Here is a 13,080-nt window from a genome sequence, read left to right on the forward strand (position 1 = left end):
GCCAGCGGCACGTCGTTGCGGGTGAGCGTCAGGTCGACTTCGTTGGGCAGATACCGCAGCCCCGGCGACAGGAAGGCGAGGTTGGACGTGACCCCGTCGAACCGGCCGGTGACGCCGCCGGAAGCGCTCAGGATCGCGTAGCTGGTGCGCGGGTTGTAGGCGCCGGAGGCCGCCAGCACCTGCACGGTGCCGCCGCCGAGGCTGGCCGCGCCGCCGGCGGCGATCCGGTCGGCCTGGCCGGCGGCGTTGGCCTCGACCCGGTAGACCGAGCCCGGCGCGAAGGCGACCGCGCCGGTGACGGTGAGCGTGCCGATCGAGTTGCCCGGCGACACGGTACCCCCCGACAGGGCCGCGATCCCGCCGACGCTGCCCGAGCCGCCGAGCAGGCCGCCGGCATTGACCGAGACGGTGCCGGCGACGGTGCCGTTGGCGTAGAGCGCGCCGCCCTGGCCGATGCCGACATCGATGCCGAGGCGGTCGCTCGTGTCCATCCGCAGGGTGCCGGTGACGTTGCCGAAGTAGCCGGCGGCGGAATACAGGTCGATGCGGCTCCAGTAGCTCAGCGGGCTGCCGTAGAAGGCCGCGAGCGCGTTGGTCTCGGTGTTGACCACGATCTGGTTGATCGTGTCGGTCGCGAGCTGGCCGTAGAGGCCGCCGTTGGGCGCCAGCGTGCGGGCGGCTGAAGTCGATCCGCCGTAGAGCGGCGCCAGCAGGATCGAGGCGTCGGGTCCGCCGGCCGGGGCGGCCTCGCGCGGGGCCTGAGCGAAGGACAGGGTCGGCAGGCCGTAGGTGAGGCGGGCCTGGTAGGCGGCCTGGTTGGTGGCGGACGGGACGTAGGGATTGCCGGTGGTGTTGGCGGTGCTGCCCGCGCAGGCCGCGACGGTGTTGCCGCACTGGGCCGCGAGATAGGCCTGGATCTGGCCCTGGGCCTGCACGAACTGGTTCGGCAGATTGATCGCGACGCCGGTCACCGCGGCGTTGTTGATATAGGCCGGATTGGTGAAGGCCTGGGCGAGGTCATAGGCCGAGAGCGCCCGGCTGCCGATGATATCGAGCGGGTAGTGCACGCCGAGCACGATGCGGCTCTCGCCGTACTCGGAGGCCCGCAGCAGCATGCTCTGGTATTGCTGCGGCACCAGCATCGCCAGCAAGTAGCCGCTCGTATACGCGTAGGTGGTGTGCCCACTCGGGAAGGACGGGTTGGTGGCGATGCCGTTCAGCGCCGTCGGGTCGAAGGCGTTGAAGCGGTTCGGCGCCACCTGGACGGGGCGGGAAGATCCATAGACGTCCTGGCCGGCCTGGGTGTTCGTGACGCCGTAGCCAAGATCGTAGACGCTGTTGGTGGTGTTGGGCAGACCGTTGGCGGTGGGCAGGCTGAAGCCCGCCGGCGCCACGGCCGGCACCGCCACGTAGTTGGCCGGGGTCACGCTCGGGTTGTTGGCCGCGCCGTTGGCGAAGTAGTTCTTGGCGACGCCCAGGTTGTTGCCCGTGAAGGTGTTGGCATTGACCAGCAGGTTGACGACGTTGCCGAGCGGTCCGCCGGCACCCTGGGCGGTACCGCGCTGATAGATCGGCCCGAGCTGTGCGCCGAGGCCGCCGACGAGCTGCTGCGGGACGATGCCGTTGATCGGCGTCTGGCCGGGCAGTCCGCCGGCGATGTTGGCGGCGACGCCGTAGGTGCCGAGTCCCACCGAGGACAGGTTGTTGGTGGCCGAGCTCAGCAGGTTCTTGTCGCTGATCGCCAGCTGCTGGCGCGCGAGCCCGGCGCCGTTGTTCAGTGTCACCGTCTGCGACAGGTTCAGGTCCAGCGTCGCCTGGCCGGCCGCCGTCGCGTTGAGGGACAGGAACGGCGCCAGCAGATTGAGCACGTTCACGTCGGAGGCCGTCGTGTTGACGGTCTGCGCTTGTACGCCTGAACTGCACGCGGCGACCATCAATGCCGCGATCGAGACCCCATAACGAAATTTCATTCCTGGCCCCCAAGCCTGCGGCCATTCGGCCTGCGGCGGGAGGTTTAGCGAAATCTACGACCAAGAATGTGTCATAATTCATTCACAATTCTTTGAATCTCCTCCTGTATCTCGACTGCAACAGGTTGGTATCTTAGTCGGCATAGATTTTATTCGAAACTTACTTTCGTCTTGCTATCCATTCAGCCGACGCGCGATCGTCAAAGCTTCGCGCGCCCCGTCGATCCTGACGCCTCCTTCGATCATGGAGCCGGACTATCCGTGGACGGACGTCACTTCTCGGAACGCCGGATGGACACCGTCGTACCAGTAAACGCGCCAGTCCAGGGCTCGAGGAAAATGGAATTGACTTCACGCCGACTGATATCTTCGGATCAGCGGCCGCAGACGCACGAATATAATGCTTCTGCGGATCCACGCGGTAAAACGTCACTAAAGCGTCATCCTGCAATCTTAATCCGGCCCCGCCACCCAAAAACGTTTCACCGCGAGGGCTCATGTCCGATTCCGCCGTAATGCCGCAGTCGGTGGCGGAGGGCAGGCCTGCAGGCGGTCCGCGCCTCGATCACGGAATCCATCTGGGCGGCGTGGTCGCCTTCCTGGCGGTCCTGGTGGCCGGCCTCGGCTATGCGGTGGTGAGCCTCGTCACCGACATGAACGCGGTCGGCGAGGCGCCGCTGGCCTACGGGGCCTTCGCGCTGCTCGGGCTCGCCCTGCTGATCGCCCTCGCCTTCGAGTTCGTGAACGGGTTCCACGACACCGCCAACGCGGTGGCGACCGTGATCTACACCCACTCGATGCCGCCCCTGGTGGCGGTGATCTGGTCGGGCTTCTTCAACTTTTTGGGAGTGATGCTGTCCTCCGGCGCGGTGGCCTACGCCATCGTAACCCTGCTGCCGGTGGAGCTGATCCTGCATGTCGGCTCGGGGGCCGGCTACGCGATGATCTTTGCGCTGCTGCTCGCCGCGATCATCTGGAACCTCGGGACCTGGGCGTTCGGCCTGCCGAACTCCTCGTCGCACGCCCTGATCGGCTCGGTGCTGGGCGTCGGCCTCGCCAACCAGCTGATGAGCGGCGGCACCGGCACGGCTGGGGTCGACTGGGGCCAGGCGCTCAACGTGTTCAAGGCGCTGCTGTTCTCGCCGCTCTGCGGCTTCGTCCTCGCGGCACTGCTGCTGCTCGCCCTAAAATTCACGATCCGGCGCAAGGATCTTTACGAAGCCCCCAAGGGTGAGGCGCCGCCGCCGGTGTGGATCCGCGGCCTCCTGATCCTGACCTGCACGCTGGTGTCGTTCTTCCACGGCGGCAATGATGGCCAGAAGGGCATGGGCCTGATCATGCTGATCCTGATCGGCGCCGCGCCCACCGCCTACGCGCTGAACCGGACCATGTCGGACGACACGACCCCGGCCTTCGTCCAGACCTCGACGGAGGCGAGCCAAGTGTTCGCTGCCCGCGCGGCCGGGGCCCCACCGCCGGAGGCCGCGCAGGCGCGCCGGACGGTGACGGACGCGCTGAAGAGCAAGGACCTGAACCGGCCTCCGGTCTACGCCGCGCTCTCCGCACTCGCGACCGACATCGCCGCCAGCGTGAAGAATTACGGCGCGATCCGCACCGTGCCGGCCGCCCAGACCGAGAACCTGCGCAGCGACATGTACCTTGCCGCCGACGCGGTGCGCCTGCTGCCGAGCGCGGGAGCGGACCTCTCGGAGGCCGACAAGGCGACCCTGAAGAGCTATAGCGGGCTGCTCAACAACGGCACCCGCTACATCCCGGGTTGGGTGAAAGTCTGCGTCGCGCTGGCGCTCGGGCTCGGCACCATGGTCGGCTGGAAGCGCATCGTCGTGACGGTGGGCGAGAAGATCGGCAAGACCCACCTCACCTACGCGCAGGGCGCCTCGGCCGAGATCGTGGCCGCGGGTACGATCGGGCTCGCCGAACTCTACGGCCTGCCGGTCTCGACCACGCACATCCTGTCGTCCGGCGTCGCCGGAACGATGGCGGCCAATGGCTCGGGCCTCCAGATGGCCACGGTGCGCAACATGGCGCTCGCCTGGGTGCTGACCCTGCCGGCCGCCATTACCCTGGCGGCGGGGTTGTTCTTCCTCCTGCGCCACGTGTTCTGACGCGGCCAGGCCCGCAGCCCACAGGCGGACGTTCGAACAGGCAGGGCCGTGTCCGCGATCGGCGGGAGCGGCCCTGTCGCGTTGGGTCCCGGCTTTCCGGGACCTACGGGCGGGTCATAGCGCGGACGAAGGCCAGGCAGGTGCGGCGCGCGGCGACGGTCTCGATCGCCATGAACGCCGTGACGAGATCCGCGGCCTGCTCGACGGTCTCGCTCCGCTCGAACTCGTCCGGAAAGAACGCGGCGACCGGCAGGTGAAGCGTGTCGGCGATGCGTTCCAGCATCGCCGCGGAGCGGTCCGCCTCCGGGTGCCCGTGAGCCAGCTGGGTCATAGCGCGTGTCATCGCTCAATCGACCTGAAGGCCGAGCTGGATCGCCCGGGCGATTTCCGAGCGCCGCGCGGCGTAGCCGGGCGCGACCATCGGATAGTCGGCGGGCAGGCCGAACTTGGCGCGGTAGCGCTCGGGCGTGAGGCCGTTCGCGGTGAGATGGCGCTTGAGCGTCTTGTAGGACCGGCCGTCGATGAAGCTGATCAAGCCGTCCTGCGTGATCGAGGCCTCGATCTGCGCGGCAGCCGGGCCGGTCCAGGACGCGGCGGAACCCGCGGGGCTCTTCTGAAGCACCGCGATCGCCGCGTGAACCTGGTCGATCAGAACCGGCAGGTCACCCGCCCCCACGTGATTGCGCGACACGTAGGCCGCGACGATGGCACCGACTTTTTCGAGCAGGAAGGAGGAGCGGGGTTCGGGTTGGTTGATCATGTCAGGTGCCGCGATCCGATATTGCGTTACGAATATCCCCGCCGACCGATCGACGGCCCGAAGGTTCGCCTCAGTGATCGAGAGACGCAGGATATCCCACCGAGGCCGAGTTGCCACGGAAACCTCAGGTTGCTCAAATGCATCCCTTGAGGCTGGAAACAATATACAATATGTGTCTGGCGGCGCTTGTCTGAAGACGCGGATCCCTTGTCCCCGTCGCGCGAAATGCCGGTCGATAAAAAAATTTACTTATGGAAGCACTGTTTTCGACCGAGGGCCTTAACCCATTGCAGAGCTTTCGGCGCTGGCGGGAGGCGCTGGTCGGTCGGGGCGTGCCCCTGGAGCAGGCGCGCCTCGACGACGGCCCCTTCGCCGCCAAGCTGGAGGCCGCCCGCGTCGGTCCCCTGCTGCTGACCCGCGTCTCGCACGGCGCCATGCGCAGCGAGGCGACGCGCGGGCTGATCCAGCGCAACGGCAAGGACGGCACCGTCGTGGTGATCTTCAAGCTCGCGGGCAGATCGACGCGCAGCCAGGATGACCGAAGCTCGGTCCAGCAGCGCGGCGACTTGGTGGTGATCGACCATCGCCAGGCCGCGCACGAGTCGAGCACGGACAGCCAGTCCATGTTCCTGGAGCTGCCCCGGGAGCGGCTCGAGGGCGTGCTCGGCTCCACGAGGCTCTACACATCCCTGACGATGGGCGGGGACGTCGCCTCAACGGCCTTGACGGTCAAGTTCTTCCACGAGCTGGCCCGCGTGCGTGATCGGCTCGATCCCGATTCCGCCGCCCGTATGGCGTCGGTCGGCGTCGACCTGATCGTGGCCAGCATCGCCGATCGCTTAGCCAAAGAGGTTTCGCGACCGCTGCATGGCACCGTCGTGGTCCAGCGCGCCAAGGCGCATGTCGAGGCTCATCTCGGCGACCCGACCCTCGACCCGCCACAACTCGCCGCAGCGATGGGCGTCTCCCTCCGCCGGCTCCAGGAATTGTTCCACGCGCGCGGCCAGCACATCTCCGACTGGATCTGGCAGCGCCGGCTGGAGGTCGCGGCCAAGCGCCTGGCCGACCCGGGCTGCGCCCACCTGCCGATCGGCACCCTGGCCTTCGGCTGCGGCTTCGCGAGCCAAGCCCATTTCTCGCGCCGCTTCAAGGAGCGCTACGGCAGCACGCCCCGCGAATATCGCCATGCCGCGTTTGTGAGCACCGCTTAGAGCCGTTCCCGATCGCACCACGATCGGGAACGGCTCTAAATCCTCGATTTGACGCGCTCGCCGACGCCGAACCGGCATCCACTTCGGCGCCGAGCGCTCCACGCCACCGCACCACCCGGCATCGTTGGGGACCAGGACCCGTGCAGCCCGTTTTTTCGACCGACGGCCTCCACCCGAAGAACAGCTTCAAGATCTGGCGGGACGTGCTGTTCGAGCGGCTCGTGCCGATCAAGATGGAGCGGCTCGATGACAGGCCGTTCGCAGGCAAGATGGAGGTCGCCAACGTCGGCTCCCTCAATATGAGCCGCGTCACGCAGGGCGCCCTGCGTAGCGAGACGACGCCCCAGGCGGCACGCCAGCACGACAGGGCCGGCATGGCCGTGGTGGTGTTCAAGCTCGCCGGCGCGTCGTCCTGCCTTCAGGACGGCCGGGACTCGGTGCAGAAGCCGGGCGACATCGTCGTGCTCGATCATCGGCCGGCCGTGGTGACGACGGGCCCGGGCAGCCAGTCCCTGTTCCTGGAGCTCCCGCGCGAGCGCCTGGAGAGCATGCTCGGTCCGACCCGGCTCTACACCGCCCTGTCGATGGGTGCGGAGCTGGCTTCGAGCAGCCTGGCCTCGACCTTCTTCCGTGAGCTGATCCAGGTGCGCCACCGCCTCGACCCCGACGCGGCAGAGCGGATGTCGACGATCGGCGTCGATCTCATCGTGGCCTGCATCGCCGAGCGGATGGCCAGGGAGGTGCCGCAGCCCTTACACGGCACCGTCGTGGTCCAGCGGGCGAAGGCGTTCGTGGAGGCCAATCTAGGCGACCCGACCCTCGACCCGCCGCAGCTCGCGGCTGCGGTCGGCGTGTCGCTGCGGCGGCTCCAGGAGTTGTTCCACGAGCGCGGCCAGCACATCTCCGACTGGATCTGGCAGCGCCGGCTCGAGGCGGCCGCCAAGCGGCTGGCCGACCCGAGCGGCGCCCATGTGCAGATCGGCGCCGTGGCGTTCGGGTGCGGCTTCGCCAGCCAGGCCCACTTCTCGCGCCGCTTCAAGGAACGCTACGGCATGCCGCCCAGCGAGTACCGACACGCGGCCTTCCTGAGCACCGCGTAGGGGCGTGCTGCGGCTTGGCGGCGCCAAAGCCGGTGCCGAGACCGGGAAGCCCGGCGAAATCCCATCGCCGACGCGGCGGGACGCCCGCTCCCGTGCATCCGCCCCGACTGCATGCAGGCCAGGCAGAGCGAAAGCCGGACTGCCAAGCCCGCCAGCGGGACAGGGGGCCGGAGGCGCAACGGCGTGCCGTATTTGCCTAAGCCGGCGCATTTTTGATATACGAATGCAGCAACACTCAGATAAAGGCACCACGTCGCCGGGCAAATATTTTGTTTTTGCTCAAAAAGATCTCGATAAACAATCGATGAACTGAGATCATACTGCGGAAGCGCATCGCAGATTCATCCTGCAAAACCGATTGGCGAAAACGGAATTATATGTATGAAATTATTGTTTTTATCAGAAAAACTTCCTATCAATAAAAGATTCACCCGGTGGCTGGAGCTGCTGGAGGAGCAACGCCTACCGCTCGAGCAAAAGCAGCTCGACGCCGCTCCCTTCGAGGCCAAGCTGGAGATCGCCACGCTGGGCCCCCTCACGATGACCCGGGTTTCGGAGGGCCCTTTGCGCACCGAGGCGACGCCCAGCGCCATCCGCCGTCTGGGTGACGAGGGCTGCATCAGCGTGGGCTTCACCCTCGCCGGCGAGAGGACGGTGCAGCAGAGGGATCGAGCATCGACACAACGGCAGGGCGACCTGGTCGTGATCGAACATCAGCCGGCCGTGATGACGACGAGCCCGGGCAATCAGTCCCTGTACCTGAAGATGCCCCGCGAACGCCTGGAGAGCGTGCTCGGGCCGGCCCGGCGCTACGCGGCCCTGACCATAGGGGCGGACCTTGCCACCACGACCCTGGCGACGAGCTTCTTCGAGGAGCTGAGCCGCATGCATCACCGGCTCGACCCTGTGACGGTCGCCCGCATGGGGTCGATCGGCGTGGACCTGATCGTGGCCAGCATCGCCGAGCGGATCGCCCAGGACGTGCCGCTTCCGCTCAGCGGCTCCGTCCTGGTCCAGCGGGCCAAGGCTTATATCGAGGCCCATCTCGGCGATCCGAATCTGGACCCGCCCCAACTCTCGGCCGCCATCGGCGTGTCCGTGCACCAGCTCCAGGAGCTGTTCCACGAGCGCGGCCAGCACGTCTCCGACTGGATCTGGCAGCGCCGGCTGGAGGTCGCGGCCGATCGCCTGGCCGACCCGGCCTGCGCCCACATGCCCCTCGGCACCCTGGCCGGCGGCTGCGGCTTCAGCAATCGCAGCCACTTCTCCCGCCGCTTCAAGGACCGGTTCGGCCTGGCACCCAGCGAGTTCCGGCACGCCGTCGGGCTGGGCGGGCGATAGCGGTCCGCCGCCCCTATTCAGGGCCGCGGTCGCTCCGGCGCAGGCTCTCCGGCATGGCGAACAGCAGGAGGGCGGCCGCCACCAGGCAAAGCGACCCGATTACGTAGAGGGCCGGCGTGGTGGACCCGGTCAGGTCCTTGACCCAGCCGACCATCACCGGGCTGACGATGCCGCCGAATTGCCCGAGCGTGTTGATCAGCGCGATGCCGCCGGCCGCGCCGACGCCGGTGACGAGCTTGGCCGGCAGGGTCCAGAAGGTCGGGATCGAGGCGACGATCCCGGCGCCCAGCAGCGCCAGCGCGATCATCAGCGGCACGATCTGCCGGTCGAACAGGCCGGCGGTGAAGAACCCGATGGCGGCGGCGATCGCCAGCCCGGCGACGAATTTCGGCCGCTCGCCGGAGGCGTCGGACAGGCGCCCGACCACCACCATGCTGATCGCGCCGCAGATGTAGGGAATCGCGGTCAGCAAGCCGACATAGGCAGCGCTGCTGCCGCTCGCGGTCTTGATCAGGTCCGGCCCCCAGAAATTCAGCCCGTAGGAGCCGATCTGGAGGAGGAAGTAGACCAGCCCGATCATCAGGAAGCCCGGCTGGCGGAGCGCGCCGAGGAGCGAATGGTCGCCGATCTCGCGGTTGTGGTGGGCGATCCGGGCGGACAGCAGCTCCTTTTCCGGCTGCGAGAGCCAGCGCGCGTCGGAGATCCGGTCGTCGAGGCGCATCAGCACCAGAACGCCGAGCACGAGGCAGGGCAGGCCGCCGGCCAGGAACAGCCATTGCCAGCCGGCGAGCCCGGCGACGCCGTTGAGGCCGCCGAGGATCAGGCCGGCCACCGGTGCCCCGACGATGCCCGAAAACGCCGAGGCCACGAACAGGAACGAGGTGATCCGCCCGCGATGCGAGGCCGGGAACCACAGGGTCAGGTAGTACAGGATGCCGGGCGCGAAGCCCGCCTCCATGGCGCCGATGATGAAGCGCAGCACGTAGAAGTGCCACTCGGTGCGGATGAAGATCATCAGCGCCGTGGCGATCCCCCAGGAGATCATGATCCGGGCGATCCAACGCCGTGCGCCGACCCGGTAGAGGAACAGGTTCGACGGCACCTCGAAGATGACGTAGCCGACCACGAACATGCTGGCGCCGAGCCCGTAGGCGACGTTGCTGAAGCCGAGATCGCTCTGCAGCTGGAACTTGGCGAAGCTGATGTTGATCCGGTCGAAGAACGCGAACAGGTAGCAGACCATGATCAGCGGCATCAGCCGCCACGCCACCTTCCGGACGATGCCGGCCTCGGTCACGTCCTCTGGGCGCGCGGGCGCGCCGGTCACCGCGATGGCCATGGTGTTCCTCCCTGGAGATGCCCGGCGGCCCGGTCGACCGGGGCCGGATGCGCGGGGCCGCCTTCGCTGGGCGGCTTGTTCGCGCGGCGTTTGTCGAAGTCAGGCGGCCCGGGGGACCGGATGCAGGTCGCAGGGCCGGCCGGCCTTGGCGACCTGGCCGGGCACCGCGTGGCCGACCAGCCGCGGCAGGTCCCGCGACAGGGCGATCAGGGCCGGCAGGTCGAGGCCGGTGCGGATCCCCATCTCGTGGGCCATGCTGACCAGATCCTCGGTGCAGATGTTGCCGGTGGCGCCCGGCGCGAACGGACAGCCGCCGAGGCCGCCCAGCGCCGCATCGAAGCGGCGCGCGCCCGCCTGCCAGGCGGCCAGCACGTTGGCGAGGCCGACACCGCGGGTGTTGTGGAAGTGCAGCGTCAGGTGCTCGGCCGGGACGATCTCCAGGACGCGGGCGACGAGCCGCTCGACCTGGCGCGGATTGGCCATGCCGGTGGTGTCGGCGAGCGTCACGCCGGTGATGCCGAGCGTGCGATAACGCTCGACCTGCGCGACCACCTTGTCGACGGGCTGGTCGCCCTCGAACGGGCAGCCGAAGGCGGTCGCCACCGTGGCGTTGGTCAGGACCGACGCGCCCTTCACGGTCTCCATGATCCGGGCAAATCCCGCGATCGAGTCGTCCGGGCTCATGCCCATATTGGCGCGGTTGTGGGTCTCGCTAACCGAGGCGACGAGGTTGATCTCGTCGACCTTGGCGGCGAGCGCCCGCTCGGCGCCCTTCGGGTTCGGCACCAGAGCCACGTAGACCGTGCCGGGCCGGCGGTGGATCCCGGCGAACAGCTCGGCGGCGTCGCGCAAGGCCGGCACCGCCTTGGGCGAGACGAAGGACGAGACCTCGATCCGGGAGAAGCCGGCATCCGCGAGCGCGTCCACCAGGGCGATTTTCTCGGCGGTCTCGACCCAGGCCGCCTCGATCTGGAGACCGTCGCGGGGCGCGACCTCCTGGACCAGCATCGTGTCGTCGCTCATTTCACGGCTCCCGCGTCGCGCAGCGTCTGGATCGCGGTCGCGTCGAGACCGAGATCGGCCAGAACCGCGTCGGTATGGGCGCCGAGCGCCGGCCCCTGCCAGCGCACCGCCCCGGGGGTGCCCGAGAGCTTCGGCACGATGCCAGGCATCTTCACCTGCGTGCCGCCGGGCAGCTCCGCCTGGAGGATCATGTCGCGGGCCTGGTAGTGCGGGTCGGCGACGATGTCGGCGACCGAGTAGATCCGCCCGGCCGGCACGTCAGCGGCGTCGAGGGCGGCCAGGGCGTCGTCGACGCTCCTTGCCTTCGACCAGTCGCCGATCACGCCGTCGAGCATGGCGGCGTGCTGCGATCGGCCGTCGTTCGAGCGCATCCGCGGGTCCGCGGCGAGGTCGGGGCGGCCGATGGCCTTCATCAGCCGGCGGAAGATCGGATCGCTGTTGCCCGCGATCACGACGAAGCCGCCATCCTGGGTCGGGTAGGTGTTGGAGGGAGTGATGCCGGGCAGCGCGCCGCCGGTGCGGGTGCGGATCTCGCCGAGCAGGTCGTATTCCGGGACCAGGCTCTCCATGACGTTGAACACGCTTTCGACCAGCGAGACGTCCACCACCTGCCCGGCGCCCCCATTCACCTTGACGTTGAGGATCGACATCAGCGCGCCGATGACGCCGTGGAGCGAGGCCAGGGTGTCGCCGATGCTGACGCCGACCCGGGCCGGGGGGCTGTCCGGGGAGCCGGTGGTGTAGCGCAGCCCGCCCATGGCCTCGCCGATGGCGCCGAAGCCCGGCCGGTCGCGGTACGGCCCGGTCTGGCCGTAACCGGAGATGCGCACCATCGTCAGCTTGGGGTTGAGGGAAGAGAGCACATCCCAACCGAGACCCAGCTTCTCGAGGCCGCCGGGACGAAAATTCTCGACCACGACGTCGGCGCTCGCGGCGAGGCGCTTGATGATGTCGAGCCCGTCCGTCGTCTTCAGGTTGACCGCGATCGACTTCTTGTTGCGCGACTGGAGATACCACCACAGCGAGGTGTCGCCGTGCATCTTGCGCCAAGTGCGCAGGGGGTCGCCGCCCTCGGGCGACTCGACCTTGATCACCTCGGCACCGAACTCGGCCAGGAGCTTGGTGGCGAAGGGTGCGGCGATGAGCTGGCCGAGTTCCAGCACGCGGATCCCGCTGAGCGGACCTGACACTGTCGTTCTCTCCCTGTCTTTGCAGGAAAGATACGACCAGCAGTTGGGCGATGTCCAAACGTTATGCGCCAGCCTGCGTTCTCCTCAGGCGAACGCAGGCGTCGTTCAGCCTCCGGCCGTGCGCAGATGGTCGAGAAGCAGGGCGGCGGCGGGCGGCAGGGCGCCGGGGCGGACCACCAAGGTGAGCGTCCGCGTGGCCCACGGGTCGGTCAGCGGCACCGCGGCGAGCCGCATCTGCGGCCCGAGCAGGGCGTAGACCCCTTCGGGGATCGTGCCGAGGCCCATCCCGGCCTGGGCCATCCGGCAGATTCCGTCGAAGCTCGGCACGTGGATCCGCAGGCGTAGCGGGCGCCCGAGGCGGCGAGCCTCGTCCCGCAGGGCCGCGTAGATCGAACTCTCGACGTGCAGGCCGACGTGATCGTAGTCGAGGGTGTCGGCAAGGGCGATTGCGGCACGCCCGCTCAGCGGATGGTCGGCCGGCATCACCAGGACCAGACGGTCGCCGCGATACGGATAGGCGGTGAGCGAGCGGGTATCGGTGCCGCCGGCACAGATCCCGAGATCGGCCACACCCTCCTCGACACCGAGCACCACGCCGCCGCTCGGCCGCTCGGCGAGATCCACCCGGATCCGCTCCTGCGCGGCGAGGAACGCCTGGAGATCCTCGGGCAGGAACTGCACGATCGCCGAGAGGTTGGCGAGCATCCGCACGAAGCCGCGCACGCCATGCGCGTGCTCGGCGAGTTCGAGCGCCATCTGCTCCGCGCTCGCCAGCATCCGGCGGGTATGGTGCAGCAGGGTCTCGCCGGCCGGCGTCGGACGCATCCCCCGGGGCTCGCGGGTGAGCAGGGTGCAGCCCAGCGCGTGCTCCAGCTCGGCCAGGCGCTTGCTCACCGCCGAGGGCGCGATGGCGGCCCGCCGGGCCGCGCCGTTGAGCGTCCCCGCCTCGCAGATCGCCGCGAACAGACGCAGCGTCTTGAGGTCGAGGCGGCTCACGGTCGCCGCGGTCAGAGGCGTCTC

The 13,080-nt window shown here is 68.4% G+C and carries 11 protein-coding genes; 4 read left to right on the forward strand and 7 right to left on the reverse strand.

Annotated features, from left to right (window positions below; all coding sequences use genetic code 11):
* Positions 1–1,970, reverse strand: a 1,970-nt coding sequence (locus MKL09_RS01555) for a phosphatase PAP2 family protein (RefSeq protein WP_244017310.1), incomplete at its 3' end; no start/stop codon positions are given.
* 497 nt (positions 1,971–2,467) lie between these two features.
* On the opposite strand from MKL09_RS01555, the gene MKL09_RS01560 reads away from it, so the two are divergent.
* Positions 2,468–4,096, forward strand: a complete 1,629-nt coding sequence (locus tag MKL09_RS01560) for an inorganic phosphate transporter (protein ID WP_244017312.1) — start codon at positions 2,468–2,470, stop codon at positions 4,094–4,096.
* Positions 4,097–4,199: 103 nt separating this feature from the next.
* Here MKL09_RS01560 and MKL09_RS01565 read toward each other — a convergent pair whose 3' ends face one another.
* Complete coding sequence (locus MKL09_RS01565) at positions 4,200–4,427, reverse strand: hypothetical protein (protein ID WP_244017314.1); 228 nt, start codon at positions 4,425–4,427, stop codon at positions 4,200–4,202.
* Between the two features lie 15 nt (positions 4,428–4,442).
* Positions 4,443–4,856, reverse strand: a complete 414-nt coding sequence (locus MKL09_RS01570; RefSeq protein WP_244017316.1) for a MucR family transcriptional regulator — start codon at positions 4,854–4,856, stop codon at positions 4,443–4,445.
* Positions 4,857–5,107: 251 nt separating this feature from the next.
* Between MKL09_RS01570 and MKL09_RS01575 the strand changes: the two genes are divergently transcribed.
* The 3 genes from MKL09_RS01575 (at position 5,108) to MKL09_RS01585 (ending at position 8,508) form a co-directional block, all read left to right on the forward strand.
* Complete coding sequence (locus MKL09_RS01575) at positions 5,108–6,067, forward strand: helix-turn-helix domain-containing protein (RefSeq protein ID WP_244017318.1); 960 nt, start codon at positions 5,108–5,110, stop codon at positions 6,065–6,067.
* A gap of 140 nt (positions 6,068–6,207) precedes the next feature.
* The gene (locus MKL09_RS01580; RefSeq protein WP_244017320.1) at positions 6,208–7,167 is read left to right on the forward strand and encodes a helix-turn-helix domain-containing protein; all 960 of its coding nucleotides are present in this window, start codon (positions 6,208–6,210) and stop codon (positions 7,165–7,167) included.
* Positions 7,168–7,548: 381 nt separating this feature from the next.
* Positions 7,549–8,508, forward strand: a complete 960-nt coding sequence (locus tag MKL09_RS01585; protein WP_244017322.1) for a helix-turn-helix domain-containing protein — start codon at positions 7,549–7,551, stop codon at positions 8,506–8,508.
* 13 nt (positions 8,509–8,521) lie between these two features.
* On the opposite strand, the gene MKL09_RS01590 is transcribed toward MKL09_RS01585, so the two are convergent.
* From MKL09_RS01590 to MKL09_RS01605, 4 genes are all read right to left on the reverse strand, one after another.
* Positions 8,522–9,847 carry an MFS transporter gene (locus MKL09_RS01590; protein ID WP_244017323.1) on the reverse strand — a complete coding sequence of 442 codons (1,326 nt, stop codon included), beginning with the start codon at positions 9,845–9,847 and terminating at the stop codon, positions 8,522–8,524.
* A 99-nt stretch (positions 9,848–9,946) separates the two neighbouring features.
* On the reverse strand, positions 9,947–10,870 hold the full coding sequence (locus tag MKL09_RS01595; RefSeq protein ID WP_244017325.1) for a hydroxymethylglutaryl-CoA lyase: 924 nt from the start codon (positions 10,868–10,870) through the stop codon (positions 9,947–9,949).
* Positions 10,867–12,060 carry a CaiB/BaiF CoA transferase family protein gene (locus MKL09_RS01600; protein ID WP_244017327.1) on the reverse strand — a complete coding sequence of 398 codons (1,194 nt, stop codon included), beginning with the start codon at positions 12,058–12,060 and terminating at the stop codon, positions 10,867–10,869. Before MKL09_RS01600 ends, MKL09_RS01595 begins: the two co-directional genes overlap by 4 nt.
* Positions 12,061–12,165: 105 nt before the next feature.
* Positions 12,166–13,056 carry a LysR family transcriptional regulator gene (locus MKL09_RS01605; RefSeq protein WP_244017329.1) on the reverse strand — a complete coding sequence of 297 codons (891 nt, stop codon included), beginning with the start codon at positions 13,054–13,056 and terminating at the stop codon, positions 12,166–12,168.
* Between the last annotated feature and the right edge of the window lie 24 nt (positions 13,057–13,080).

The sequence above is a fragment of the Methylobacterium sp. J-048 genome (genome assembly GCF_022829515.1).
GTDB lineage: Bacteria > Pseudomonadota > Alphaproteobacteria > Rhizobiales > Beijerinckiaceae > Methylobacterium.